Source organism: Pseudomonas sp. WS 5010 (genome assembly GCF_012985565.1).
Classification (GTDB): Bacteria; Pseudomonadota; Gammaproteobacteria; order Pseudomonadales; family Pseudomonadaceae; genus Aquipseudomonas.
This window is the reverse complement of record NZ_JAAQWQ010000001.1, coordinates 824,429-850,388: the sequence shown is the minus strand read 5'-3', so window position 1 is coordinate 850,388 and position 25,960 is coordinate 824,429. Positions and strand designations below refer to the sequence as shown.

General features: G+C 60.2%; 22 protein-coding genes. 10 read left to right on the top strand and 12 right to left on the bottom strand.

What is annotated here, in order from left to right:
• Positions 1-39: 39 nt before the first annotated feature.
• Together HBO11_RS04100 and HBO11_RS04095 are read right to left on the bottom strand one after the other, a co-directional pair.
• Entirely contained in the window at positions 40-747 is a 708-nt protein-coding gene (locus HBO11_RS04100; RefSeq protein WP_057441529.1) for a YebC/PmpR family DNA-binding transcriptional regulator, read from the bottom strand.
• Between the two features lie 118 nt (positions 748-865).
• Positions 866-2,191, bottom strand: coding sequence for an MFS transporter (locus HBO11_RS04095; RefSeq protein ID WP_169954388.1), 1,326 nt, complete (start codon positions 2,189-2,191; stop codon positions 866-868).
• A gap of 266 nt (positions 2,192-2,457) precedes the next feature.
• Between HBO11_RS04095 and HBO11_RS04090 the strand changes: the two genes are divergently transcribed.
• The 4 genes from HBO11_RS04090 (at position 2,458) to HBO11_RS04075 (ending at position 6,181) form a co-directional block, all read left to right on the top strand.
• Entirely contained in the window at positions 2,458-3,336 is an 879-nt protein-coding gene (locus tag HBO11_RS04090) for a LysR substrate-binding domain-containing protein (protein WP_169954389.1), read from the top strand.
• A 276-nt stretch (positions 3,337-3,612) separates the two neighbouring features.
• Positions 3,613-4,596 carry a DUF1852 domain-containing protein gene (locus HBO11_RS04085; protein ID WP_169954390.1) on the top strand — a complete coding sequence of 328 codons (984 nt, stop codon included), beginning with the start codon at positions 3,613-3,615 and terminating at the stop codon, positions 4,594-4,596.
• A gap of 26 nt (positions 4,597-4,622) precedes the next feature.
• On the top strand, positions 4,623-5,651 hold the full coding sequence (locus tag HBO11_RS04080) for a methionine synthase (protein WP_076962641.1): 1,029 nt from the start codon (positions 4,623-4,625) through the stop codon (positions 5,649-5,651).
• Positions 5,652-5,659: 8 nt separating this feature from the next.
• Complete coding sequence (locus tag HBO11_RS04075; protein ID WP_076962640.1) at positions 5,660-6,181, top strand: flavin reductase family protein; 522 nt, start codon at positions 5,660-5,662, stop codon at positions 6,179-6,181.
• Positions 6,182-6,327: 146 nt separating this feature from the next.
• Here HBO11_RS04075 and HBO11_RS04070 read toward each other — a convergent pair whose 3' ends face one another.
• On the bottom strand, positions 6,328-7,188 hold the full coding sequence (locus HBO11_RS04070) for a LysR substrate-binding domain-containing protein (protein WP_169954391.1): 861 nt from the start codon (positions 7,186-7,188) through the stop codon (positions 6,328-6,330).
• 112 nt (positions 7,189-7,300) lie between these two features.
• Here HBO11_RS04070 and HBO11_RS04065 point away from each other — a divergent pair, with 112 nt between their 5' ends.
• The 3 genes from HBO11_RS04065 (at position 7,301) to HBO11_RS04055 (ending at position 9,976) form a co-directional block, all read left to right on the top strand.
• Positions 7,301-8,410 carry a 2-aminoethylphosphonate--pyruvate transaminase gene (locus HBO11_RS04065; RefSeq protein ID WP_169954392.1) on the top strand — a complete coding sequence of 370 codons (1,110 nt, stop codon included), beginning with the start codon at positions 7,301-7,303 and terminating at the stop codon, positions 8,408-8,410.
• Between the two features lie 78 nt (positions 8,411-8,488).
• Entirely contained in the window at positions 8,489-9,316 is an 828-nt protein-coding gene (gene phnX, locus HBO11_RS04060) for a phosphonoacetaldehyde hydrolase (RefSeq protein ID WP_169954393.1), read from the top strand.
• Positions 9,317-9,430: 114 nt separating this feature from the next.
• On the top strand, positions 9,431-9,976 hold the full coding sequence (locus HBO11_RS04055) for a cytochrome b (protein ID WP_099169023.1): 546 nt from the start codon (positions 9,431-9,433) through the stop codon (positions 9,974-9,976).
• On the opposite strand, the gene HBO11_RS04050 is transcribed toward HBO11_RS04055, so the two are convergent.
• A complete protein-coding gene (locus HBO11_RS04050; RefSeq protein ID WP_169954394.1) occupies positions 9,973-10,863 on the bottom strand; it encodes a pyridoxal-phosphate dependent enzyme in 891 nt (296 codons plus the stop codon). The genes HBO11_RS04055 and HBO11_RS04050 overlap by 4 nt on opposite strands.
• 57 nt (positions 10,864-10,920) lie before the next feature.
• Complete coding sequence (locus tag HBO11_RS04045) at positions 10,921-12,960, bottom strand: NADPH-dependent 2,4-dienoyl-CoA reductase (protein WP_169954395.1); 2,040 nt, start codon at positions 12,958-12,960, stop codon at positions 10,921-10,923.
• A gap of 211 nt (positions 12,961-13,171) precedes the next feature.
• Here HBO11_RS04045 and HBO11_RS04040 point away from each other — a divergent pair, with 211 nt between their 5' ends.
• On the top strand, positions 13,172-14,302 hold the full coding sequence (locus HBO11_RS04040) for a carbon-nitrogen hydrolase family protein (RefSeq protein WP_169954396.1): 1,131 nt from the start codon (positions 13,172-13,174) through the stop codon (positions 14,300-14,302).
• A 4-nt stretch (positions 14,303-14,306) separates the two neighbouring features.
• Positions 14,307-15,347, top strand: coding sequence for an AraC family transcriptional regulator (locus tag HBO11_RS04035; protein WP_169954397.1), 1,041 nt, complete (start codon positions 14,307-14,309; stop codon positions 15,345-15,347).
• 268 nt (positions 15,348-15,615) lie between these two features.
• On the opposite strand, the gene HBO11_RS04030 is transcribed toward HBO11_RS04035, so the two are convergent.
• Positions 15,616-16,404, bottom strand: a complete 789-nt coding sequence (locus tag HBO11_RS04030; RefSeq protein WP_169954398.1) for a DUF2242 domain-containing protein — start codon at positions 16,402-16,404, stop codon at positions 15,616-15,618.
• Between the two features lie 44 nt (positions 16,405-16,448).
• On the bottom strand, positions 16,449-17,393 hold the full coding sequence (locus HBO11_RS04025) for a LysR family transcriptional regulator (protein WP_169954399.1): 945 nt from the start codon (positions 17,391-17,393) through the stop codon (positions 16,449-16,451).
• 126 nt (positions 17,394-17,519) lie between these two features.
• On the opposite strand from HBO11_RS04025, the gene HBO11_RS04020 reads away from it, so the two are divergent.
• Positions 17,520-18,695, top strand: coding sequence for an MFS transporter (locus HBO11_RS04020; protein ID WP_169954400.1), 1,176 nt, complete (start codon positions 17,520-17,522; stop codon positions 18,693-18,695).
• 63 nt (positions 18,696-18,758) lie between these two features.
• On the opposite strand, the gene HBO11_RS04015 is transcribed toward HBO11_RS04020, so the two are convergent.
• From HBO11_RS04015 to clpP, 5 genes are all read right to left on the bottom strand, one after another.
• Positions 18,759-20,630 carry a SurA N-terminal domain-containing protein gene (locus HBO11_RS04015; protein ID WP_169954401.1) on the bottom strand — a complete coding sequence of 624 codons (1,872 nt, stop codon included), beginning with the start codon at positions 20,628-20,630 and terminating at the stop codon, positions 18,759-18,761.
• A 230-nt stretch (positions 20,631-20,860) separates the two neighbouring features.
• On the bottom strand, positions 20,861-21,133 hold the full coding sequence (locus HBO11_RS04010; RefSeq protein WP_003174819.1) for an HU family DNA-binding protein: 273 nt from the start codon (positions 21,131-21,133) through the stop codon (positions 20,861-20,863).
• Between the two features lie 148 nt (positions 21,134-21,281).
• Positions 21,282-23,678, bottom strand: coding sequence for an endopeptidase La (gene lon / locus HBO11_RS04005; RefSeq protein WP_169954402.1), 2,397 nt, complete (start codon positions 23,676-23,678; stop codon positions 21,282-21,284).
• Positions 23,679-23,838: 160 nt separating this feature from the next.
• A complete protein-coding gene (gene clpX / locus HBO11_RS04000; protein ID WP_029298419.1) occupies positions 23,839-25,122 on the bottom strand; it encodes an ATP-dependent Clp protease ATP-binding subunit ClpX in 1,284 nt (427 codons plus the stop codon).
• 112 nt (positions 25,123-25,234) lie between these two features.
• Positions 25,235-25,870, bottom strand: a complete 636-nt coding sequence (gene clpP, locus HBO11_RS03995) for an ATP-dependent Clp endopeptidase proteolytic subunit ClpP (protein WP_029298421.1) — start codon at positions 25,868-25,870, stop codon at positions 25,235-25,237.
• Positions 25,871-25,960 lie beyond the last annotated feature (90 nt).

Below are 25,960 nucleotides of genomic sequence, written 5' to 3'. Positions count from 1 at the left end.
GCTCCCACACAAGTCTGCGCCCATAATTCCTGGCCGGGTTTAGCCCGCCAGGCCGACGAACATATCCTGCACGTCGTCATGGTTGTCCAGGCCTTCGAGGAAGGCTTCGACTTCAGCCATCTGCTCATCGCTCAAGCCGCTGACCGGGTTTTTCGCAAGGTAGCCCAACTTGGCCGACAACACGGTAAAACCCTGCTCCGGCAAAGCCTTCTGCACCGCGTCCAGGTCGGTGGTCTCGGTGATGAACAGGGTCGTGCCCTCTTCTTCACCTTCTTCAAAGTCCTGGGCGCCGGCTTCGATGGCGGCCATTTCCGGGTCGGCGTCCGGGGTATCCGGCGAGGCTTCGATCAGCCCCACGTGGTTGAAGTCCCAGGCCACGGAGCCCGAAGCCCCCAGTTGCCCCTTGCGGAACGCCACGCGGATTTCCGCTACGGTACGGTTGATGTTGTCGGTCACGCACTCAACGATCAACGGCACCTGGTGCGGGGCAAACCCTTCGTAGGTCACGCGATGGTACTGCACGGTCTCGCCCAGCAGGCCCGCGCCTTTCTTGATCGCGCGCTCCAGGGTTTCCTTGGGCATCGAGGCCTTCTTGGCCTGCTCGACCACCAGACGCAGGTGGGCGTTGGTCGCGGTGTCCGCACCGTTACGGGCGGCAATGGTGATTTCCTTCACCAGCTTGCCGAAAATCTTGCCCTTGGCATTGGATGCCGCTTCTTTATGTTTAACCTTCCACTGTGCGCCCATGACTCACTCTCTTGATATCCGTGGCGCCGAGACGTCTACTGGCCGGCGCTTTGGCCGCAGAGTTTATAGGGCAAGAACCCATCGTTCCACCAAAAAACCGGCCAGCGTTGCAGGGGCCTCAGGTGCGCAGGGGTTTGATCGCGACGGAACGATCCGGCACAAAGTCGCCCACTTGCGCCAGAACCGCAGGCCGCGCGTTCCAATAGGGCATCAGCACCAGCGCCGAAAACAACGCGGCGCCGGCGAACACGATAAACACCGTCACCGTGTCGAAGTAGCCCGGCAGCAGGCCACCGAGGATCGCCCCCACCGAACCGCAGCCGTTGACGAAGCCCGCTGCCGTGGCGCCTGCCTTGGCCGTACCGAAGTCAATCGCCGCCGTGCTGCTGATCATCGAGTCCGGCCCGTACAGGGTCAGGCCCATCACAAACAGCAAGGCCATCACCAACAGCACGCTACCGGTATGCAAGGCCCCCATGAACAGCGCCAGCGACACCGTCAGCGCAAGCAGGCTGAGGACACAAGCCGGCATGCGCCGGGCGCCGAACAGTTTGTCGGACGCCAGGCCAATCATGATCGGCCCCAACAACCCCGCCAGCTCGAACGCCGTCGGCACAATCGCTGCGCCGACCTTGCCCACCGAGGGCATCTGCTCATAGACAATCACCGGGCCCCACAACAGGATCGCGTAGCGCGCCGGTTTCAACAGGAAGTACGCCAGGCCCAGGGTCAGCACCGTGCGGTTGCGCAAGATCTCGCGCAACGGCTCAAGGATGCTGATTTTTTTCGCCGCTGCCTGCTCTTCAGCGCTCATTGCCGGCTCAGGTTCCACTTGCGGCAGGCCAACGTCCTGTGGCGTGTTGCGCTGGAAGATAAAGAACAGCACCGCCACCACCGCCACCACCGCGGCACTGGAGATAAATGCCGCGTGCCAGCTGCCAATCAGGGTGTAGGCCCACCAGCCGGCAAATGGCGATGCCACCAGCCCGCCAAACGCGTAACACGAGCTCCACAACCCCAACACCCGCCCGCGCTGCTGCGCCGGGAAGAAACTGCCAAGGTTCTTGCACAGCCCCGACCAGCCGGTGGACTGCGCCAGCCCCTGGATCAACATGCAGGTGACAAAGATCGGCAAAGTGGCAAACGTACCCATGATCAGGGCGGCGGCCGCCGAAATCACCAGCCCGCCCAACACCACCACCCGTGGGCCGAAACGGTCGGCAAGCATGCCCCAGGTGAACTGGCCAACGGCATAGGCCGCCAGGTACAGGCCATCCAGGTTGGCCATCATCATCTTGTCCAGCGGGAAACTGGGGTCGTCGACGAGCCCCAACTTGGCCACGGAAAACGCTTTGCGGGTGAAATAGAAGGCGGCATATGCCAGCCAGGTGATGGCGAAAATCTGCATGCGCCAACGCTTGATGCTACCCATAGGGATATTCATGGTGGTTCTGACCTCAGGTGTGAGTGTGCCGGCAGAATCGAGAAGCAATTGCCTGTGTTTTTATTGTTTTGCACTGCAGTACCGGGGCGCAGGGCGCTGGGTACTGGTCAGATGAGTCCTGCAAGGGTGCACGCAAGGGCCCATGATCGCCGAAGTTGTAGGACTCAACCTACGGCGACTGAGCGCTATCAAAGCAATGGCTGACTAATAGGTAAAATCGATTTATCGTATTTCAAATATAAGCTCAGCTTGTAAGAGGTCGTGCCATGTCGGTTTCCCATGCCCAACTCAAAGCCTTCCATGCGGTGGCCGTCCACGGCAGCTTTACCGCAGCGGCGCAGCGGCTGTTCCTCACCCAGCCGGCCATTTCCGATCAGGTGCGCAAGCTTGAAGAGCGTTTTGGCGTGCTGCTGTTCCATCGCAACAAGCGTTCGGTACGCCTGACCGACCTGGGGGAGCGCCTGCTGAGTATCACCCAGCGCCTGTTCGTGATTGCCGCCGAAGCCGAGGAACTGCTGCAAGACTCCAAGGCCCTGCAGACCGGCAGCCTGACCCTGGCCGTGGACGCGCCGGTGCATGTGCTGCCGCAGATCGCGCGGTTTTGCGAACGCTATCCGGGGATCACCGTAAGGATCGAGACCGGCAACACCGATGATGCGCTGTATCGCCTGCACAACTATCAAGCTGACCTGGCGCTGGTGGGGCGCGATGTCGACGATGAGCGCCTGCTCTCGATCCCCCTGCGCGATGACCCGATGCTGGCGTTTGTCGCACGTAACCACCCATGGGCCGGGCGCGAGTCCATCGACCTGGCGGACCTGGACGACACGCCCCTGGTGCTGCGGGAAATCGGCTCGGTGACCCGTCAGACCCTGGAGCGCGAGATGCACCAGGCCGGGCTGCGCATCCGCCCGGCGATCCAGGTGGAAGGCCGCGAAGCCGCGCGTGAGGCGGTGGTGGTGGGGATTGGCGTGGGGGTGGTCTCGGCGTCGGAGTTCGGCGCGGATTCACGGGTATATGCCATGCCCATCCGCGACTGCACCCAGCGCATGAAGGAAACGCTGGTGTGCCTCAAGGAGCAGAGTTCGCGGCGGGTAGTGGCGACTTTCCTGGAGATTGTCCGGGAAAGCCTGCGCGACGATTAGCTGAGTAATTGCATTGAGTTGACCCGTGCACAGGCTGTCGATGGCTGGCCAGACTCGACCCAACCTCGTTCCTGAGCCTGCACGCCATCATGAGCGTGACTAATACTCTTTTGAAATCAATTCGTTTTTGTTCATGTAGCCTCCTTGCTTAAAATACGTGCAGCTCTTCACGCTGGCCGATCTACAAGCCGTCGAGTGAAGAAACAGCATGTTGATCAAATCTGAAAGAGGCCAGGCGCCATTTCAGGTTTGTCCAAAATACGGGTGCAGGTCACGATGAACAACGAATTCACATTTGCTATCAAGAGCATTTGTTTTGATGAGAATTACTTTCCTTCAGACACTACGCGTATCACGACCAACTTTGCCAATCTGGCGAGGGGGGAGAGTCGTCAGGAGAATCTGCGCAACACGTTGAAGATGATTGATAATCGCTTTAATGCGTTGGCGCACTGGGACAATCCTACGGGTGATCGTTACACGGTCGAGTTGGATATTATTTCCGCTGAAATGAAAATTGATACTGAAGGTCGCGGCCACGCTATTCCTTTGATTGAGATTTTGAAGACCACGATTGTTGATCGAGAAACCAATCAACGCATCAGTGGCATAGTGGGAAATAACTTCTCATCCTACGTACGAGACTATGACTTCAGTGTGCGGCTGCTGGAGCACAACAAGAACCAGTCACAATTCAGCACCCCACACGACTTTGGCGATTTGCACGGCAAACTATTCAAGTGCTTCGTCAACTCCAGCGCTTACAAAGAGCACTTCGACAAGCCACCGGTCATCTGCCTGAGCGTATCCAGTACCCGGACATACCTGCGAACCGAGAACCAGCACCCTGTGTTGGGCTTTGAGTACCAGCAAGATGCCTACTCTTTGACAGATGAGTACTTCAGGAAAATGGGCTTGAAGGTTCGTTATTTCATGCCGCCGAACAGTGCCGCGCCACTGGCTTTCTACTTCTCGGGGAATTTGCTCGGTGATTACACCGATCTTGAGTTGATTGGCACCATTAGCACCATGGATACGTTCCAGAAAATCTACCGCCCTGAGATTTACAATGCAAACTCCGTAGCTGGAAAGTCCTACCAGCCTAGTTTGAAGCATCAGGACTATTCATTGACTCGAATTATTTATGATCGAGAAGAGCGAAGCCGACTGGCTACTGAACAGGGCAAGTTTGCCGAAGAGCAATTCATCAAGCCCTACAAGGTCATTCTTGATCAATGGTCTATTAGCTGCGCGCTTTAATTAATTTCAAATCAAGGTCTTCTTTAATGAAAAAGCTGTTGCCTACTTCGACCGCTGGGAGCTTGCCTAAACCTTCCTGGCTTGCACAACCTGAAACGCTTTGGTCGCCCTGGAAATTGCAGGATGAAGAACTGGTTGAAGGTAAACAGGACGCTTTGCGCCTCGCCTTGCAGGAGCAGCAGTTGGCCGGCATTGATATCGTCAGTGATGGCGAACAGACCCGTCAGCATTTTGTGACGACCTTCATCGAGCATCTCGAAGGGGTCGATTTCGAGAATCGTGAAACCGTCCGGATTCGTGATCGCTACGATGCCAGCGTGCCGACGGTTGTGGGTGCCGTTTCTCGGAAAAAGCCGGTGTTCGTGGAAGACGCCAAATTCTTGCGCCAGCAGACGAAGCAGCCAATTAAATGGGCCCTGCCCGGCCCCATGACGATGATTGACACCCTCTACGATGCTCACTACAAAAGCCGTGAAAAACTGGCCTGGGAATTCGCGAAGATTCTCAATCAGGAGGCCAGAGAGCTGGAGGCTGCCGGGGTAGATATCATCCAGTTCGATGAGCCTGCATTCAACGTGTTTTTTGACGAGGTAAATGACTGGGGTGTGGCCACCTTGGAGCGAGCAATCGAAGGGCTCAAATGCGAAACCGCCGTGCATATTTGCTATGGCTATGGCATCAAGGCCAACACCGACTGGAAAAAAACGCTGGGTTCGGAGTGGCGCCAGTATGAAGAAGCGTTCCCCAAGTTGCAGAAATCCAGCATCGATATCGTCTCGCTCGAATGTCACAACTCTCACGTCCCGATGGATCTGATCGAACTCATCCGGGGTAAAAAAGTGATGGTGGGCGCCATTGATGTGGCAAACCATGCCATCGAGACGCCCGAGGAAGTCGCCAATACCCTACGCAAGGCACTTCAGTTCGTAGATGCCGACAAGCTCTATCCTTGCACCAACTGCGGCATGGCTCCGTTGCCTCGCCAGGTGGCAAGGGGCAAGTTGAATGCGTTGAGCGCAGGCGCAGAGATCATTCGAAAAGAGCTGTCGAACTAGGAACCGCGATGTCACTCACTGCCACTACCACTGCTACTTCCATCGAGCCCCTGAGCTTTCGTCAGGCGCTCGGGCACTACGCTTGCGGTATCACGGTGATTACTTCGCACACCGGTGATGAGCCGATTGGCTTTACTTGCCAGTCGTTTTATAGCGTATCGATGAACCCGCCACTGGTCTCGTTCAGCGTCATGTGCAGCTCGGCCAGCTATCCGAAGATTCGTGAGGCAGGTCGATTCGCAGTCAATATTCTGTCCGGTGAACAGGTTGGGATTTCCAACCAGTTCGCTCGTCGAGGCACGGATAAGTGGCATGGAATCGAATGGCAGGAATCACCGCTAGGTAATCCCGTCATTGCCGACAGCCTGCACTGGCTCGACTGTGAAATCCACGCCGAGCACGTCGCAGGCGATCACGTGATAGTGATTGGTGAGGTGAAAGCCATGGATCTGCAAAAGGCCGACACCGCACAGCCATTGCTGTATTTCAAAGGGCAGTATCGCAACCTGGCGGCGCATGGCGCAGTTTGAGCGACGAGGGTTTTCCTGCGCAAAAACCACTCCGTTATGTTGCGTTAACGCACACTAGACACCTACAGCCCTGCGAGAGGGGTACGGGGCCAACTCGAAGTCGAATGCAAACGACTGCTCAACTGGGGGGGGGGGCAACGTCCCAATCAGCTTGCGGCCAACTCGAAAAACGCCTGAATCAAGCGCAACTCGCGGCGTCGTTCCATGCAGCCGAGCATGTGCTGGTTCAGCAGCCCATCGCCACGGATCGCAATCGCATGCACCCGCGGGTCCCGGCTGACTTCCATGGAGGACACCACCCCCACCCCCAATTCGGCGGCCACCGCTTCCGCCACCGCTTCGCGGCTATCGAGTTCCAGCAACACCTTGGGCTGCACGCCGGCCTTGGCACACGCCTCGTCGAAAGTGCGGCGGGTGATGGAACTGGGCTCGCGCAGCACCATGATCACCTGGTCCAACTGCTCCAGGCGAATACCCGCCGGGTCCGCCAGCCACGGGTGGCCAGCCGGTACCAACGCGCAGATACGTGACTCGTTCAACGGCTGCAGGTGCACGCCCTTGCGCGGCTCGACTTCGGTCAACACCGCCACATCCGCATGCTCGGACAGCAGCGCCGCCAGGGTTTCCTGGGCATTGCCCAGGCGCAGGTTGACGGTAATCCCCGGGTAACGGGCACGCAGCTTTGCCAACATCGGCATGACCATATGCGGGCCATCCGCCGCCACCTCCAGGCGTCCGGTGAGCAATTGGCGGTTGGCTTCGAGCAGGGTCTGCGCTTCATCCACCAGGCCGAAGATGCTGCGGGTGATGGCCGCCAGCTTGATGCCCTGCTCCGTCAACTCCACGCGCCGCGCGGTACGCCGCAGCAGGGTGATCTGGTAGTGCTCTTCCAGCGCCTTGATATGCCCGGTCACGGCTGGCTGGCTGATAAACAGGCGCGCGGCGGCACGGGTAAAACTGCCGTCCCGGGCCACGGCGTCAAATGCACGGAGTTGGAAAAGATTCATAGCTATCGGCCTCACTGATGGCTGGCATAACAACAAACAATTTGATTGATGACAAGCCAAACTGCAATTTATGTCCCGTAGCGTCATCCCACTGCTTTGCGAGGACATGAGAATGAGTACTGCCGCGCCGATCCTGCTCACACCTGGGCCCCTGACCACCTCCGCCCGCACCCGCCAGGCGATGATGGTTGACTGGGGTTCGTGGGATGACCGCTTCAACCAACTGACCGCCAGCCTCTGCGAGCAACTGCTGGTGATCATTAACGGTGGCGACAGCCATCACTGCGTGCCCTTGCAGGGCAGCGGCACGTTCGCCGTCGAAGCCGCCATCGGCACCCTGGTGCCCCGCGATGGCAAAGTGCTGGTGCTGATCAACGGCGCCTACGGCAAGCGCCTGGCGAAGATCTGCGAAGTGCTGGGCCGCCCGTTCAGCACCTTCGAGACCGCTGAGGACCAGCCCACCACCGCCGCCGATGTCGACCGTCTGTTGCAGGCTGACAGCAGCATCACCCATATCGCGCTGATCCACTGCGAAACCAGCACTGGCATCCTCAACCCGCTGCCGGAGATCGCCCAGGTCATCCAGCGCCATGGCAAGCGCCTGATCATCGACGCCATGAGCTCCTTTGGCGCGCTGCCCATCGACGCCGCCCAAGTGCCGTTTGACGCCCTGATCGCTGCCTCCGGTAAATGCCTCGAAGGCGTGCCCGGCATGGGTTTTGTCTTTGCGAAAAAAGAGGCACTGGCCGCCGCCCAGGGCAACAGCCATTCCCTGGCCATGGATTTGTTCGACCAGCACGCCTACATGGCCAAGACCGGGCAATGGCGCTTTACCCCGCCGACCCACGTGGTAGCCGCCCTGCATGAAGCGCTGCTGCAATACAACGAAGAAGGCGGCCTGCCAGCCCGTCACCAGCGCTATGCCGCCAACTGCCAGACGCTGCTGGACGGCATGGCCGACCTGGGTCTGCGCAGCTTCCTGCCGGCCGCGATCCAGGCGCCGATCATCGTCACCTTCCACGCGCCAAACGATCCGCGCTACCAGTTCAAGGACTTCTACGAGCGGGTCAAGGCCAAGGGCTTCATTCTGTATCCGGGCAAATTGACCCAGGTAGAAACCTTCCGCGTGGGCTGCATCGGTCACGTCAACCAGGCCGAGATGCAAGCGGCGGTGGCGGCGATTGCCCAGGCGCTGCAAGAGATGGAAGTGCTCGAAATCTGACTCCCTTCGGCGATGGGGCCTTCAGGGCCGCTATCGCCGGCAAGCCGGTTCCTACACATTATTTACAGGATTTGAACCATGAACTATCAGAACCCCAACACCCTGCAGGCCGCCATCCTTGATTGGGCCGGTACCGTGGTCGACTTTGGCTCGTTTGCCCCCACGCAGATTTTTGTCGAGGCGTTTGCCGAGTTCGACGTGCAGGTTTCCATCGAAGAAGCCCGTGGCCCGATGGGCATGGGCAAGTGGGACCACATCCGCACCCTGTGTGATCAGCCGCAAGTGGCCGAGCGCTATCGCAAGGCCTTCGGCCGCACGCCGACCGATGATGACGTGACCGCCATCTACGAGCGCTTCATGCCGTTGCAGATCGAGAAGATCGCCGAACACTCGGCGCTGATTCCCGGCGCCCTGGAGACCATCGCCGCGCTGCGTGCGCAAGGGATCAAGATCGGCTCCTGCTCCGGCTACCCCAAGCAAGTGATGGACAAGGTGGTCGAACTGGCGGCTACCAACGGCTACATCGCCGACCATGTCGTCGCCACCGACGAAGTGCCCAATGGCCGCCCATGGCCGGCCCAGGCCCTGGCCAACGTGATCGCCCTGGGCATCGATGACGTGGCGGCCTGCGTGAAGATCGACGACACCGTGCCGGGCATCCTCGAAGGCCGCCGCGCCGGGATGTGGACCGTGGCGCTGACCTGCTCGGGCAACGCCCTGGGCCTGACCTACGAGCAGTTCCGCGCCCTGGACCCGGCGACCCTGGCCAGCGAACGCAAGCGTATCGAAACGATGTTCGCCGGCTCGCGCCCGCACTACCTGATCGACACGATCACCGACCTGCCCGGCGTGATCGCCGACATCAATCAGCGCCTGGCACGTGGTGAAATGCCGCAAAGCGCCTGATCGAGATCAATACATCGCCCCTCACTCGGGCAAACCTTGCATAACAGGTTTAGGCTTTAGGGACTCCGTCGCCAAAGAACGGAGGTTTGCCCCTGATGAGTGAGGAAAGACGCGATGCCGTGGAAAAACAGCGAGTCCCGTTACAGTACGATGTCCATCGCCTTGCACTGGCTGATGCTAGTGCTGCTGGTGGCGGTCTACGTCACCATTGAATTTCGCGGGATTTTCCCCAAAGGCAGTGGCGGACGCACGTTAATCAAGGAACTGCACTTCATGTTCGGCCTGACCGTATTCGTACTGGTCTGGCTGCGCCTGTTTGCCCGCAGCCTTGGCGTGGCGCCGAAGATTTTGCCCGCGCCGCCGCAATGGCAAGCGCTACTGGCGACCTTGATGCACGTGGCGTTGTATGTGTTCATGATCGGCATGCCGATCTTTGGCTGGCTGATTGTCAGTGCCGAAGGGCATTCGGTGTGGTTCTACGGGATCGAGTTGCCACCGCTGATCGGTGAAAACAAGGACCTGGCCAAGCAGATCGAAGGCTGGCATGTATTGGGCGGCACCATCGGCTACTGGCTGATCGGCCTGCATGCGGCGGCGGGTCTGTACCACCACTACTTCATGCGGGATAACACCGTGTTGCGCATGTTGCCCAAGCGTTAATCCACAAAACCCCGGCGGCCCTGCAAGCCGCCGGTGTGCACAAAAACCAGGCGAGTGCCGGGGGCAAAGCGCCCGGCCTCGATCTGCTGCTTGAGCGCCAGCAGCGCCTTGCCGGTATAGAGCGGCTCCAGGGGCAAGCCACTGGCCTGCTGCGTGGCGTCGATGAAGGCCAGCAATGGCGGATCGACTTTCGCAAAACCGCCACGACTGGCGTCCAACAGTTCATACCCGCCCTGCACGATGGCCCGCACGTTCTGCACGACACCGTGGTCATCCGGCACCGCCATGGCCCCGTACACAGGATGCGCGCCCGCCTCCGCCAGCACCAAACCCGCCAGGGTGGTACCGGTGCCGGCTGCCAGCCACCAGGCGTCGTAGTTGGCCCACCCCAGGGCGGGCAACTGCCTGCGCACCTGCTCGACCAACACGCCACAGCCCAACGCCCCGGTCATGGCGCCGCCGCCCTCGGGTACGGGATGCAGGTGCGGATACCGCTCGCGCCAGGGCAACCAGAAGTCCGGCGCATGACGCGCACGGTAACCGCCGTAGCCCAGCCAGTGCAGTTGCATGCCGAAGGCTTGCAGGTCGAGGACCGTCGGGGTGTCTTGCGGGTGCCCGCGCAACAGGCCGACGGTGGCAAAACCGAAGCGTTTGCCGGCCGCCGCCAGGGCATGTAGATGATTGGAGTAGGCGCCGCCCAGGCTGATGATGCCGCTGGCACCCGCCTGTCGCGCCTGGGCCAGGTGCCCGGTGAGCTTGAACCACTTGTTGCCGCTGATCAGCGGGTCGATGCGGTCCAGGCGCAGCACGGCCACCTCGACCCCGTTCAGCCAATCCAACTGCAAGGGTTCAAGGGGCGCGTGGGGAAGCCAATCGAAAGGACCCATCAGGGCACGTCTGCATGAAAAAAGGGGCGGTAGTCTAACACCGCCCCTGCGCGGCCCTTACAACTCGGCGGCCAGGCGCGAGCCCTGGTTGATGGCGCGCTTGGCATCCAGCTCGGCGGCCACGTCGGCACCGCCGATCAGGTGCACGTTCTGGCCAGCGGCGACCAGGCCGTCCTGCAGTTCGCGCAGCGGGTCCTGGCCGGCGCAGATCACAATGTTGTCCACCGCCAGCACCTGCGGCTCGCCCTCGGCACCAATACGGATATGCAGGCCCTCATCGTCGATCTTCAGGTATTCAACGCTATTGAGCATCTGCACCTGCTTGTTCTTCAGGCCGGTACGGTGGATCCAGCCGGTGGTCTTGCCCAGGCCGTCACCAACCTTGGAAGCCTTGCGCTGCAACAGGTAAACCTCGCGCGCCGGGGCGTGGGGCTGGGGTTTGATCCCGGCCACGCCGCCGCGGGCCTGCAACAGGGTGTCGATGCCCCACTCCTTCCAGAACGCTTCGCGGTCCAGGCTGGTGGACACGCCCTGGTGCACGAGGAACTCCGACACGTCAAAGCCGATACCACCGGCACCGATCACGGCAACGCGCTTGCCCACCGGCTTGCGCTGCAGGAGCACGTCCAGGTAGCTGAGCACCTTGGGGTTTTCCACGCCAGGAATCGCCGGGGTACGCGGCGCAATACCGGTGGCGAGGATGATCTCGTCATAGCCGCCGGCCACCAGTTGCGCTACATCGACCCGGGTGTTGAGGCACAGCTCGACATGGGTGGTCTGCAGCTTGCGCTTGAAGTACCGCAGGGTTTCAAAAAACTCTTCCTTGCCCGGCACGCGCTTGGCCACATTGAACTGGCCGCCGATCTCGCTGGCCGAATCGAACAGGGTCACCTGGTGCCCGCGCTCCGCCGCCACGGTGGCAGCGGCCAGTCCGGCTGGGCCGGCGCCGACTACGGCGATTTTCTTGATCTGCTGGACCGGCAGGTAATTGAGCTCGGTCTCGTAGCAGGCGCGCGGGTTGACCAGGCAGGTGGTCAACTTGCCGCCGAAGGTGTGGTCCAGGCAGGCCTGGTTGCAGCCGATGCAGGTATTGATCTCATCGGCGCGCCCAGCGGCGGCCTTGTTGACGAACTCCGGGTCGGCGAGGAACGGCCGGGCCATGGACACCATGTCGGCATCGCCCTCGGCGAGGATCTGCTCGGCCACTTCCGGGGTGTTGATACGGTTGGTGGTGATCAACGGGATCTGCACCGCGCCACGCAGCTTGGCCGTGACTTTACTGAACGCACCGCGCGGCACCTTGGTGGCGATGGTCGGGATGCGCGCTTCGTGCCAGCCGATACCGGTATTGATAATCGTCGCGCCCGCCTGTTCGATGGCCTTGGCCAACTGGACGATTTCTTCCCAGGTGCTGCCGCCCTCCACCAGGTCGAGCATCGACAGGCGGAAGATGATGATGAAATTCGGCCCCACGGCTTCGCGCACCCGGCGCACGATTTCCACCGGCAGGCGCATGCGGTTCTCGTAGGCGCCGCCCCAGCGGTCGGTGCGGTGGTTGGTGTGGGCGGCGAGGAACTGGTTAATGAAATAACCTTCGGACCCCATGATTTCGACGCCGTCGTACTCGGCGACCTGGGCCAATACCGAGCAGGTGACAAAGTCGCTGATCTGCTTCTCGATGCCTTCCTCGTCCAGCTCCTTGGGCTTGAACGGATTGATCGGCGCCTGGATCGCGCTGGGGGCGACCTGCTTGGGGCTGTAGGCATAACGCCCCGCGTGGAGGATCTGCATGCAGATCTTGCCACCGGCCTCATGCACGGCCTGGGTGACGATCTTGTGCTTGAGCGCCTCGGCTTCGGTGGTCAGCTTGGCGGCCCCGGAGTACACCCCGCCTTCATCGTTCGGGCCAATACCGCCGGTGACCATCAGGCCCACGCCGCCACGGGCGCGCTCGGCAAAATACGCCGCCATGCGCTCGAAGCCGCCAGGTTTTTCTTCAAGGCCGGTGTGCATCGAACCCATCAGGGTGCGATTGCGCAAGGTGGTAAAACCCAGGTCCAACGGGGCCAGCAGGTGCGGGTAGGCAGCAGCGGTCATGGTACAGCTCCACAACGGATCATCACGGGACGTGACAGGCTCGAATGGCCGGCCATCGGTTTATGTTCCACAGACTAAGAGCCACGCCGTTAGCGCTCAATGACTGAAACTGACAACTTATTGATCCAAATGCGCAACGCCCCTTGGCAAGCGTGGCGACGCGCCCTACCCTAGGGGCGAACCCTGCACACGGCCTGCTGTCTGTTCCCCCATGCGTAAATTACTTGCTTTGACCCTCACCATGGCCCTGGTCGCCGCCGTTTCCGCCTATCTGGTCTGGACCCAGGAGCGCCCCGTGGGGCATTACCTGTCGGACCTGCGGATCAACCTGGCTGTAAACGAGGGCACTCCCGCCGATCACGGCAACCTGCTGGGCATCCAGCCGGAGCTGTTCCCCGCTGACTACCAGAGCCTGGAACGCTTGCACCTCAAGCTCTCGGCCTACCTGCGCAATGCCCAGGAACTGGGCCTGCTCAATGATAAAACCATCGTGGTCCTGCCCGAACATGTCGGCACCTGGCTGATGGTCAGTGGCGAAAAAAACGAGCTGTATCAGGCGACTAACTTCAAGGAGGCGATGAACTGGCTGTCGGCGAGCAACCCTTTGCTGTTCCTGCGCGCATTGATCAGCGCCCAGGGCGATAACCGCCTGGACGATGCCTACCTGCGCATGAAGGCGCCGGCCATGGCCCGCGATTACCAGGTGCTGTTTGGTGGCCTGGCCAAGGAGTTCGGGGTGACCCTGGTTGCCGGCTCCATCGCCCTGCCCAACCCCAGTATCAGCCAGGGTCAACTGCAGGTCGGCCATGGCGCGCTGTACAACACCAGCCTGGTGTTCGACCGCGATGGCCTGCCGCTGGGCCAACCCCAGCGCCAGCTCTACCCGATCTTCGATGAGCGCGGTTTTATCGCCCCGGGCGACGAAAACGCGGTCAGCGTGATCGACACCCCGGCCGGGCGCCTGGGCATCCTGATCGGCAGCGACAGTTGGTACCCCGACAACTACCGCAAGCTCAACGAACAAGGCGCGCAACTGGTGGCCGTGCCGGCACTGGTGATTGGCCGAGACACCTGGGACAAGCCATGGCGCGGCTTCAAAAGTGTGTCCACGCCCCCGGAAGTCAGCCTCAAGCCCGAAGAGCTCAGTGAAGGCGAAGCCTGGCATCGCCTGAGCCTGATCAGCCAGGCCCCCATCAGCCTGGCCGGTGCCGGCATGAGCGTATTCATGCGCGGGCAGTTCTGGGACCAGGGCACCAGCGGCCAGAGCTTTCTCAGTGCCAACGGCCAAGTCTTCGCCGACGGCAACGCACGTGGTGCGCGCCTGCTGAACGTGTGGCTATAAACCCATGAAGCCGGCACCGATGCGCCTCGGGGACTTATCGGTGGGCATCGTGCACACCCTGGCCGACGCCATCCTCAGCCATGGCCTGGACCCGCAGCCGTTGCTGTTGCAATACGGCCTGGACCCGGCGCGCTTGAGTGAACCCGGCGCGCGCCTGTCGATCCCGCGCTATATGCGCCTGGGCCATGCGGCCATCCAACTGACCGGCGACCCCGGCCTGGGCCTGCGCATGGGCCAGTTGAGCCGTATGAATCAACTTGGCCTGGCCGGCGTCACCGCCGCCCAGGCGCCCAACGTGCGCGAAGCGGCACGCACCCTGACGCGCTTCGAAGCCTTGTACGGCGCCAACTACCGTGGCCAGTCGAGCTTTCATGAAGACGCCCAGGGCGCTTGGCTGCGCTTCTATTCCATCAGCCCGTACAACGCTTATAACCGCTTCGTGGTGGACTCGATTCTGGCCGGCTGGCTGCATCAGATGGCGAACTTGTGCCAGCAGCCGGTGCTGGCCGAGCGCATCGAAATCGAATTCGCCGCACCGGACTACAGCGCCAGCTACAGCGTGCTGGGCGAGTGCCCGGTGCAGTTCGGCGCCGAGCTCAACCAACTGCGGCTGAGCCAGTACAGCCTGGGCCTGCGCAACCCGCAGCACTGCCCAAGTACCTGGCACTTGCTGGTGCAATTGTGTGAACGGGAGTTGGAGCAACTGACCCGCACCCGCAGCCTGCGCGAGCGCATCATTCGTTTGCTGGGGCCGATGCTCAATGGCGGCCGGGAACCCGACCTGGAAGAAGTGGCGGCGCGCCTGAAGCTGCCAACCTGGACCTTGCGCCGCAAACTGGCCGAGGAAGGCACGCAGTTTCGCGCGATTCTCAACGACACCCGCCGCGACCTGGCCATGACCTACATTCGCGACACGGAACTGGCGTTTGGGGAAATTGCCTACTTGCTCGGTTTTGCCTCAGCGGAGGCCTTTCAACGGGCCTTCAAGCGCTGGAACAGCCAGACCCCAGGGGAATTTCGCCGCAGTCAGCGGCATTCCGCCTGACGCCTGCCTACAACTCGGTGGCGTCGTCGGCCGGGTGCGAAGGGTCCAGTTCAAAGGCCTGGTATTCCAGCAGCTCTTCTTGATAATCGTCCATCGTCGACTCCTTGTGTCATCAAAGCAGGTTGTTCAAGTGACCTGCATCACCAGCCTAAAGTGCCGTGGTGACGAAAAAAAGACAGGGTCATGACATTCCTGCGCTCCAGGATTAAACGTAGCGACGGGCAACGGATTTAATACATCAAACTTGACCCTCTCGGCCCGCGCGTAATTACTCGCCGGTGGCCGGCAGCGGTGGAATCACCTCTGTCGGTGCCGGCAGCACAGGTGTAGTCGGCACTTCTGCTGGAGTTTGCGGGGTAATGGGCATGGCCTCTACCGGCGGTGCAAGCGGTTCCGAGACCGCTGGCGCGACAGGTACCGGCGGCACTTCTTTCGGCGCTTCTACCTTGTCCACCGCCGGCGCGGGCTTGGGCTCCGGTACGCCGAGATCGGCCTTTGGCGCTTCGGGAATGTGCTCGGCGGCTTTCACTTCCTGGGGCAGGAACACATCCACCAAGGAAAAGTAGCGGTCATAGAACTTGGGCGAGGTGACCGTCTCGCTGGCCACCTTGACCATCGAGTCGTCGGTGGAGCCGATCGGCATCGACACCGAACCGAGTACGCCCACCCCCAGGCTGGCGGAGTTGTTGACCTTTTTCAGCGCGTAGCGATCCTGCAGGGCGTTGGCAAACATGGTGGCATGATGCTCGCCGCTGCCATCTTCGGCACACACCACGTTGAAACTGATCTGTAGATGGGTCTCACCGGTCTGCTGGAAACTTTTGTTACCGCTCACCAGCTTCGGGTCGCTGCTGGTGATGATGTAGCCCTGGCTGAGCAACGCCCGGCGTGCCGCTTCGCAGGCCGCGATATCGCTGACCGGGTAATTGCGCGAAAACGTACCGGAGTCGTCGAAGTTCTCATGTTCGTAAATAGCGGTCTTGGGCGACGAGCAGCCCGTGGCGCCTGCCAGCACCAGCGCGAGCGCGAGGCCACGCAAGTGAAATGAAGTTGACATTGATCATCCTGAGGAAAACGGTCAGGGCGGTATTGTGCAACAGATCACCGGCTGCGCGCGCGGATTCCTGTCGGTAAAACGTCACCAGCCGGCTCGACGCGCGGTGCAGGAAAAAGCCTGGCGCTCATATGATCGATAAACACCCGCAGTTTGGCCGAGGCATGTCGGCTCGACGGCCAGAGCATCCAGAAGCTGCCACTGTGCTCCAGGTAATCGTCCAGCACCCGCTGCAGGCGGCCCTGCTCGACGGATTCGCGGACCATGAAGTCCGGCAGGCAGGCGATCCCAAGGCCTTCGTGCACGACGTGCTTTAGCGACTCGATGGTCGTGCTGACCAACGGTGCACGCAGCACCGGTTCGGGTTCGCCCGGTAAATGGCGCAGGGGCCAGCTCTCCAGCTTGCCGGTGGCGCAAAACTTGTGACGTAGGCAGGCATGATGGTTGAGGTCCGTAGGACAGGCCGGTACGCCGTGTAAGGCGAAGTACTGCGGCGCTCCCACCAGCACCAACCGATAGTGCCCCAGCAGCCGCGCCGACAGCCGCGAGTCCTCGGGCTTGCCGGTGCGCACCACAGCGTCGAAGCCTTCCTCGATCACATCCACCATGCGGTCGGAAAAATCCACGTCCAGCTCAATCTCTGGATAGGACCGCATAAACTCGGTCAGCACCGGCATCAACAGGCCCCTGACCTGGGGCAAACTGATGCGTAATTTGCCACGGGGGGTGGTCGCTGCTTCAGTCAACTCCTGCTCGGCCGCTTCAACCTCGGCCAGGATCCGCCGTGAACGCTCGAGAAACAGCGCGCCCTCGGCCGTCAGCGTGATACTGCGGGTACTGCGATGGAACAGCCGCACCCCCAGACGCTGCTCCATGCGCGCAATGCTTTTGCCCACAGCCGAGGACGACACCCCCAGCAGCCGACCGGCCTGGGTAAAGCTGCGGGTCTCCGCGACCTGCACAAACACCGACATACTGCCCAGACTGTCCATTGTCACTTCCTGCGAATTGCGGACATAAACGTCCGATAAGTTCGGAACCTTAGCCCATTTTTCCAAGCGGTTCAGCCCCCTACTCTGCCCCGATGTCCTGATGCCTTGAATACGGAGCCGAGCCACATGAATGACTGCAGTACACCGCAATGCCTGCCCAGCCAGCGCGAACGCCTGCCCATGGCGGGCTTGCTGGCGCTGGCCACCGCCGGCTTCATCACCATCCTCACCGAGGCGATGCCCGCAGGTCTGCTGCCCCAGATGAGCGCCGGCCTCGGGGTGAGCGAGGCGCTGGTCGGCCAGCTCGTCACGCTGTATGCCCTCGGCTCGTTGCTGGCCGCCATCCCCCTGACCATCGCCACCCGTGGCTGGCGCCGCCGCCCCTTGCTGATGCTAGCCATTGGTGGCTTCGCGCTAGTCAACAGTGTCACGGCACTATCAAGCGTGTATTGGCTGACCCTGGTCGCACGGCTGTTGGCCGGGGTGTTCGCGGGTTTGCTCTGGGCACTGCTGGCAGGATATGCCAGCCGCATGGTGGCCCCGCACCTACAGGGCCGGGCGATTGCCGTGGCAATGCTGGGCGCGCCCCTGGCGTTATCCCTTGGAGTGCCTGCCGGAACGTTTCTGGGCACTGCAGTGGGTTGGCGCTTGAGCTTTGCGATCATGACCGGGCTGACAGTGCTGCTACTGGCGTGGGTACGCTGGCAGGTGCCGGACTTTGCCGGGCAACGTGCGCAACAGCGCCTGGGCTTGCGCCAGGTCCTGCGTTTGCCAGGGGTGCGACCGGTGCTGTGGGTGACCTTTACCTACGTGCTGGCGCATAACATTCTGTACACCTATATCGCGCCGTTCCTGGCGCCCGCCGGGCTTACCGCCGACATCGACCGGGTGTTGCTGGTATTTGGCCTGGCCGCGCTGATGGGGATCTGGATCGTCGGCCTGTTGATTGACCGCCTGCTGCAGGTCCTACTGGTGAGCAGCTGCACCCTGTTTGCCGCTGCAGCATTGGCCCTGGGGCTGTGGATCGCCTCTACCGAGGTCGTCTACCTGTCAGTCGCCATCTGGGGCCTGGCGTTTGGCGGCTTGCCTGCCTTGCTGCAAACCGCGCTGGCCAAATCGGCCGGTGACTCGGCGGATGCAGCCCAGTCGATGCTGGTGACGGTGTGGAACCTGGGGATTGCCGGCGGTGGGCTGCTGGGCGGCATACTGCTTCAGGGATGGGGCGTCATGTGGTTTCCCTGGGTCGTTGCCGCCTTGGCTACGCTGGCATTGATCACCACCCTGCAGCCTCGCCGCACCTGACAAACAGGCAAAAAAAGACCCCGGTTTCAGGCCGGGGTGTTTTTTTGAAACGGTATTACTACATCAGAACCGCTTGATGTCAGCCTTGGTTTCCAGCTCCTTGCGGAACGCGGCGAAGTCCTGCTGACCGACCCGCGAAGCGAGGAAGCGACGATATTGCTCCTTCTCTTCATCGGTTGGCGCAGCGCCTTCGTTGACGTTGTTCAGGCGCAGGATCATCAAGCTGCCATCTGGCAGGGTCACGTCGGTGAAGGTCGGTTTGTCCTTCGCCGCCGGCTTGGCCATGCGGAACAGCGCTTGCAGCACGGCAGGCTCGACGCCTTCCTGGCCACGGGTAGCAGCTTCGGTGACTTTCCAGGCCTGGCCATCAACCGCCTGGTCCAATGCCAGCTTGCCGTCGCGCAGGTTAGCGATCAGCTCGTCAGCATGGGTCTTCGCCGCAGCGCTTGCACGCTCCTTGGTCAACTGGGCACGGATGGCGGTCGCCACGCTTTCCAGCGGCAGTTGCTCCGGCTTGCGGTGCTCCTTGGCGCGCAGGACCACGATGGTTTCCGGATCCAGCTCGATGGCGGTGCTGTTGGCACCCTCATCCAGCACTTCAGGGCTGAAAGCCGCCTGGATCACAGCACGGTTGGCCGCGATGCCTTCGCCACCTTCACGGCCAAACGGCGCCGAAGTGTGTACGGTCAGCTTCAAGTCCGAAGCTGGCTGGGCCAGGTCGGAGGCTTCGAATGCCGCATCTTCCAGTTGCTTGGTTGCCTCGACGAAGCGCTGCTCCACTTGCTGGGTCTTCAGCTCGCGGGTCAGCTTGTCTTTCAGGCTGGCGAACGAAGGCACTTCTGGCGCTTCAACACCCAGCAGCTTGATCAGGTGCCAGCCGAAGCTGGAACGTACCGGTGCCGAGACCTGGTCCTTGTTCAAGGCGTACAGGGCGCTTTCGAACTCAGGATCGTAGACGCCAGGGCCTGCAAAACCCAGGTCGCCGCCATTGTTGGCCGAACCCGGATCCTGGGAGAACTCCTTGGCCAGGGCCTCGAAGCTTTCGCCCTTGGCCAGGCGCGCCTGGACTTCCTCGATCTTGGCCTTGGCCTGGGCCTCGGTGACCTTGTCGTTGACTTCGATCAGAATGTGCGCGGCACGACGCTGTTCAGCGAGGTTGGCGGTTTCTTTCTCGTACAGGGCCTGCAGCTCATCGTCCTTGACCGCTACCTGGTCAAAGAACGAAGACTTCTTCAGCTCCAGGTAGTCGATGACGACCTGGTCCGGAGTCATGAACTCTTTGGCGTGTTGGTCGTAGTAAGCCTTGACCTCGTCGTCGGTGAGTTTCACGGCTGCCGGGTCGGCCTTGATGCTGACGGTGGCGAAATCACGGGTCTGTTTTTCCAGACGCGCAAAGTTCAGCACTTCCTGGTCGGTGACAAAACCGCTGCCGGCAATGCCTGCGCGCAGTTGGCCGATCAGCATTTCCTGGGTCAGCATCTGCCGGAACTGCATACGGCTGTAGCCCAGTTGACGGATCACCTGGTCGAAGCGTTCAGCGCTGAACTTGCCGTCTTCCTGAAACTCCGGGGTCTGCAGGATCACTTGGTCCAGTGCAGCTTCCGAGAAGGAGAACTTCGAATCGGCCGCGCCTTGCAGCAGCAGCTTGCGATCGATCAGGCCTTTGAGGGCCGCCTCGCGCAGCATTTTTTCATCCAGCAAGGACGCGTCGAAGTCCTTGCCCAGTTGTTGCATCAGCTGCCGACGTTGCATGTCGACGGCCTGGCTCAGCTCGTTTTGAGTGATTTCTTCACCATTGACCTTGGCCGCGTCCTGGCTGTTGGTCGTGGCCTGGAAAATGGCCTCGATACCGGTGAAGGCCATCAATACAACGATGAGCCCGATAATGGTCTTGGCAATCCAGCCTTGTGAATTGTCCCTGATATTCTGCAGCATGCGTCCCCCAGAAACGGTTGAACTTCAAAAATTAGGCAACCGTGGAGCGTGGGTAGAATCCGGATAGAAGAAAGGCGCATCCGAGGATGCGCCTTCTCGTAACTGGCGGAACGGACGGGTGTTGAACCCGCCCCCCGGCGTCGCGACCCAATGGATACTCAGGTCAGTTGCCGCTCCGCTGCCAGGCCAGACCTGCGTCCAGCCCGGATAGGCAAAGGCTTGAACGAAGCTTAGTTGACGGCTTCTTTCAGGGCTTTACCGGCTTTGAAACCTGGTTTCTTGGCAGCAGCGATTTGCAGTGCTTTGCCAGTCTGTGGGTTACGGCCAGTGCGGGCTGGACGATCGGTCACAGAGAAAGTACCGAAACCTACCAGTACCACGGAGTCGCCGGCCTTGAGAGCGCCAGTGACGGATTCGATTACTGCGTCCAGCGCACGGCCAGCAGCGGCTTTCGGGATATCAGCAGATGCGGCGATAGCATCAATCAGTTCCGACTTGTTCACTCTAAGTCCCCTTATATCTATTGAGTATGATTCTAAGTTTTTTGGTGAAAGCAAAAACCAGTGCTGAATGGCCTACAGGCACTTATAAGAGCCGCTTTATAACAAGGGCTCTAAAAAGCTGTCAAGGAAGCCACCAAGCTTAAACGTATTAATGCGTGCTAATTCTTTCCTTAGAGTCAGTCTCGCGTTTTTCGTCCTTCGCGACTATCTCGGGAGCCACATCCGGCAAGGGCTCCGGCGCGTATTGCAGCGCAATTTGCAGGACCTCGTCAATCCATTTAACCGGTTTAATCTGCAGATCCTGCTTAATATTGTCAGGAATTTCCTTCAAGTCGCGAACATTCTCTTCAGGAATGATCACCGTCTTGATACCACCACGGTGTGCAGCCAGCAGTTTTTCCTTCAGGCCACCAATGGCCAGTACCTGACCACGCAGGGTGATTTCCCCGGTCATGGCCACATCGGCGCGCACGGGGATGCCGGTCAGGGCCGATACCAGGGCCGTGCACATGCCTACGCCAGCGCTAGGGCCGTCTTTGGGGGTCGCCCCTTCCGGCATATGGATGTGGGTGTCGTGCTTCTCGTGGAAGTCCAGGGGGATCCCCAGGCTGCGGGCGCGGCTGCGCACCACGGTCTGCGCGGCCGTGATGGACTCGACCATCACGTCACCCAGGGAACCGGTCTTGATCAGTTGCCCCTTGCCCGGGATCACCGCGGCCTCGATGGTCAGCAATTCGCCGCCCACCTGGGTCCACGCCAGACCAGTCACCTGCCCGACCTGATCCTGCTGCTCGGCCAGGCCATAGCGGAATTTGCGCACACCCAGGAAGTGCTCCAGCGCATCGGCCGTAACCTTCACGGAGAAGCGTTTTTCCAGGGCATGTTCTTTGACTGCCTTACGGCAGATCTTCGCCAATTGACGCTCAAGGCCCCGTACGCCGGCCTCGCGGGTGTAGTAGCGAATGATGTCGCGGATCGACTCGACATCAAATTCGATCTCGCCCTTCTTCAACCCGTTGGCCGCAATCTGCTTGGGCGCGAGGTACTTGACGGCGATATTGATCTTCTCGTCTTCGGTGTAACCCGGCAGACGAATCACCTCCATCCGGTCCAGCAGGGCTGGCGGGATGTTCATCGAGTTGGAGGTGCACAGGAACATTACGTCGGACAGGTCGTAGTCGACTTCCAGGTAATGGTCGTTGAAATTGTGGTTCTGCTCGGGGTCGAGCACTTCGAGCAAGGCTGATGCAGGATCGCCACGCATGTCGCTGCCCATTTTGTCGATTTCATCGAGCAGGAACAGCGGATTGCGCACGCCAACCTTTGTCATCTTTTGAATCAATCTTCCCGGCATCGAACCGATGTAAGTCCGGCGATGTCCACGGATTTCCGCTTCATCACGCACGCCACCGAGGGCCATGCGTACGAATTTTCGGTTGGTGGCGTTGGCAATCGACTCGGCCAGCGAGGTTTTACCCACGCCCGGAGGACCGACCAGGCACAACACCGGGCCACGAATCTTCTTCACGCGCTTTTGCACGGCGAGGTATTCGAGGATGCGCTCCTTGACCTCCTCCAGGCCGTAGTGATCGGCGTCGAGGATATCTTCGGCACGCGCCAGGTCCAGGCGCACCTTGGTCTGGGCTTTCCACGGCACCTGCACCAGCCAGTCGATGTAGGAACGAACCACGGTGGCTTCGGCCGACATCGGCGACATTTGCTTGAGTTTGTTCAACTCGGCGGTGGCTTTGGTCAACGCGTCTTTTGGCAGGCCTGCGGCATCGATGCGCTTTTTCAGCTCTTCGATTTCGTTGTGACCTTCCTCGCTGTCGCCGAGCTCTTTCTGAATGGCCTTCATCTGCTCATTCAGGTAGTACTCGCGCTGGCTGCGCTCCATTTGTTTCTTGACGCGACCGCGAATGCGCTTCTCGACCTGCAACAGATCGATCTCGGCATCCAGCAGGGCCAGGACGTGCTCGACCCGGGTCGACAGGTCGATGATTTCGAGGATGTCTTGCTTCTGCTCGATCTTCAGCGCCATGTGCGCAGCCATGGTGTCGACCAGGCGGCTTGGCTCATCAATGCTGTTGAGGGAGGACAGGACTTCAGCCGGGACTTTCTTGCCCAGTTGCACGTATTGCTCGAACTGGGACAGCAGGCTGCGTACAAACACTTCGGATTCGCGCTCAGGCGCATCGACTTCGTCGATCAACGCCACTTCTGCACGCAGGTGGCCGTCCACCTCCATGAAGCGCTCGACCGCACCGCGCTGCTCACCCTCGACCAGCACCTTGACGGTGCCATCCGGCAGCTTGAGCAATTGCAGAACGGTGGCAATGGTGCCGACGCGATACAGGGCGTCTTCGCCTGGATCGTCGTCAGCCGGATTTCTCTGGGCCAACAGCAGGATCTGCTTGTCGCCCGTCATCGCGGCCTCGAGGGCTTCGATAGACTTCTCGCGCCCCACGAACAGCGGGATAACCATGTGCGGATACACAACCACATCACGCAATGGCAGGAGAGGCAATTCAATGGTTGTCTTCATGATTTCGCCTCTATGACAGATGAAAGTAAGCTTGAAACCAAGATGGGGGCTGCGTGTAAAAAAAACAAGCTCAATGCTGGCAGTTACACACAGTAAAAATCCCTATGAAAAACAAAGGGGCCCCTAGAGGCCCCTTGTTTGTACCGAAACTGCGAAACGCTTACGCGTCTGGCGCAGCCTTGGCAGCCGGCTCACTGTTTTCGTAGATATACAGTGGCTTGGACTTACCTTCTATAACGCTTTCGTCGATCACCACTTTACTCACCTCGGACTGCGAGGGGATTTCGTACATGGTGTCGAGCAGTACGCCTTCGAGAATCGAGCGCAGGCCACGTGCGCCAGTTTTGCGCTCCAGTGCCCGCTTGGCCACCGATTTGAGCGCATCGGCACGGAACTCGAGGTCTACACCTTCCATTTCGAACAGCTTGGCGTATTGCTTGGTCAGGGCGTTTTTCGGCTCGGTGAGGATCTGAATCAGAGCAGCCTCGTCCAACTCGTCCAGCGTAGCCAGGACCGGCAGACGGCCAACGAATTCCGGGATCAGACCGAACTTGACCAGATCGTCAGGCTCGACTTCACGCAGGGACTCGCCCACCTTCTTGCCTTCTTCCTTGCTGCGCACTTCTGCACTGAAACCGATGCCGCCACGGGTGGAGCGGTTTTGAATAACCTTTTCCAGGCCGGAGAACGCACCGCCACAGATAAACAGGATGTTACGCGTATCAACCTGCAGGAATTCCTGCTGCGGGTGCTTGCGGCCGCCTTGGGGCGGTACGGAAGCGACCGTGCCTTCAATCAACTTCAGCAGGGCTTGCTGCACGCCTTCACCGGAAACATCCCGGGTGATCGACGGGTTGTCGGACTTGCGCGAAATCTTGTCGATTTCATCGATATAGACAATACCCATCTGGGCCTTCTCTACGTCGTAATCGCACTTCTGCAGCAGTTTCTGAATGATGTTCTCGACATCTTCACCCACGTAGCCAGCCTCGGTGAGGGTGGTGGCGTCGGCGATGGTGAACGGAACGTTCAGCAGGCGAGCGAGGGTTTCTGCAAGCAGGGTTTTACCCGAGCCTGTAGGACCGATCAGCAGGATGTTGCTCTTGCCGAGTTCGACCTCGTCACCTTTCTTGTCACGCTGGTTCAAGCGCTTGTAGTGGTTGTACACCGCTACGGCCAGAACCTTCTTTGCACGCTCTTGACCAATCACGTACTGATCAAGGATGCCGCTGATTTCTTTAGGCGAAGGCAATTTATGCGCGCTGCTTTCGGCCTGTGCCTCCTGCACCTCCTCACGGATGATGTCATTGCACAGGTCGACGCACTCGTCGCAGATAAAGACCGAGGGGCCGGCAATCAATTTGCGCACTTCATGCTGGCTTTTGCCACAGAAGGAGCAATAGAGCAGCTTGCCGTTGTCCTCGCCGTTGCGGGTGTCAGTCATTCGTTCGATCCAAATCCGATAGGCTTGCAACACAAGATGAAGGCTTATGCGGGCTTTTTCAAGCCCGCCGGTGGTCGGACATGCCGACCAGCCCTATTTTGAGCGGCTTATATTAAGCGGGGCGCTTGTCGATCACGGCGTCGATCAGCCCGTATTCACGCGCGGCTTCGGCACTCATGAAGTTGTCGCGGTTGGTATCGCGCTCGATTTCTTCCAGGGTGTGCCCGCTGTGCTTGGCCATCAGCGTATTGAGACGCTCACGGATAAACAGGATTTCCTTGGCGTGGATTTCGATGTCCGACGCCTGGCCCTGGAAACCGCCCAGTGGCTGGTGAATCATCACGCGCGAGTTAGGCAGGCAGAAACGCTTGCCTTCAGCACCTGCGGTCAGCAGGAATGCACCCATGCTGCAGGCCTGGCCAATGCACGTGGTGGATACGTTCGGCTTGATGAACTGCATGGTGTCGTAGATCGACATGCCCGCCGTCACCGAACCGCCTGGGGAGTTGATGTAGAGATGGATGTCCTTGTCCGGGTTTTCCGCTTCAAGGAACAGCAGTTGCGCACAGATCAGGTTGGCCATGTAGTCCTCTACCGGACCAACCAGAAAGATCACTCGCTCCTTGAGCAGGCGCGAGTAGATGTCGTAGGCGCGTTCGCCACGAGCAGATTGCTCGACAACCATCGGGACCAGGCCGCCTGCGGCCTGGATATCAGAGTTCTGCTGAATATACGAATTACGGAACATGCTCTGCAGTTACTCCCAAATAGTCATGTCTTGAATACGCATAAGCCAGCGCGAGGCTGGCTTATGGGTGTATTTTCAAACGAGTTGGAC

Coding starts and splice junctions, on each gene's coding strand:
- HBO11_RS04100 (WP_057441529.1), bottom strand. CDS start 747: ATGGGCGCACAGTGGAAGGTTAAACATAAAGAAGCGGCATCCAATGCC.
- HBO11_RS04095 (WP_169954388.1), bottom strand. CDS start 2,191: ATGAATATCCCTATGGGTAGCATCAAGCGTTGGCGCATGCAGATTTTC.
- HBO11_RS04090 (WP_169954389.1), top strand. CDS start 2,458: ATGTCGGTTTCCCATGCCCAACTCAAAGCCTTCCATGCGGTGGCCGTC.
- HBO11_RS04085 (WP_169954390.1), top strand. CDS start 3,613: ATGAACAACGAATTCACATTTGCTATCAAGAGCATTTGTTTTGATGAG.
- HBO11_RS04080 (WP_076962641.1), top strand. CDS start 4,623: ATGAAAAAGCTGTTGCCTACTTCGACCGCTGGGAGCTTGCCTAAACCT.
- HBO11_RS04075 (WP_076962640.1), top strand. CDS start 5,660: ATGTCACTCACTGCCACTACCACTGCTACTTCCATCGAGCCCCTGAGC.
- HBO11_RS04070 (WP_169954391.1), bottom strand. CDS start 7,188: ATGAATCTTTTCCAACTCCGTGCATTTGACGCCGTGGCCCGGGACGGC.
- HBO11_RS04065 (WP_169954392.1), top strand. CDS start 7,301: ATGAGTACTGCCGCGCCGATCCTGCTCACACCTGGGCCCCTGACCACC.
- phnX (WP_169954393.1), top strand. CDS start 8,489: ATGAACTATCAGAACCCCAACACCCTGCAGGCCGCCATCCTTGATTGG.
- HBO11_RS04055 (WP_099169023.1), top strand. CDS start 9,431: ATGCCGTGGAAAAACAGCGAGTCCCGTTACAGTACGATGTCCATCGCC.
- HBO11_RS04050 (WP_169954394.1), bottom strand. CDS start 10,863: ATGGGTCCTTTCGATTGGCTTCCCCACGCGCCCCTTGAACCCTTGCAG.
- HBO11_RS04045 (WP_169954395.1), bottom strand. CDS start 12,960: ATGACCGCTGCTGCCTACCCGCACCTGCTGGCCCCGTTGGACCTGGGT.
- HBO11_RS04040 (WP_169954396.1), top strand. CDS start 13,172: ATGCGTAAATTACTTGCTTTGACCCTCACCATGGCCCTGGTCGCCGCC.
- HBO11_RS04035 (WP_169954397.1), top strand. CDS start 14,307: ATGAAGCCGGCACCGATGCGCCTCGGGGACTTATCGGTGGGCATCGTG.
- HBO11_RS04030 (WP_169954398.1), bottom strand. CDS start 16,404: ATGTCAACTTCATTTCACTTGCGTGGCCTCGCGCTCGCGCTGGTGCTG.
- HBO11_RS04025 (WP_169954399.1), bottom strand. CDS start 17,393: ATGGACAGTCTGGGCAGTATGTCGGTGTTTGTGCAGGTCGCGGAGACC.
- HBO11_RS04020 (WP_169954400.1), top strand. CDS start 17,520: ATGAATGACTGCAGTACACCGCAATGCCTGCCCAGCCAGCGCGAACGC.
- HBO11_RS04015 (WP_169954401.1), bottom strand. CDS start 20,630: ATGCTGCAGAATATCAGGGACAATTCACAAGGCTGGATTGCCAAGACC.
- lon (WP_169954402.1), bottom strand. CDS start 23,678: ATGAAGACAACCATTGAATTGCCTCTCCTGCCATTGCGTGATGTGGTT.
- clpX (WP_029298419.1), bottom strand. CDS start 25,122: ATGACTGACACCCGCAACGGCGAGGACAACGGCAAGCTGCTCTATTGC.
- clpP (WP_029298421.1), bottom strand. CDS start 25,870: ATGTTCCGTAATTCGTATATTCAGCAGAACTCTGATATCCAGGCCGCA.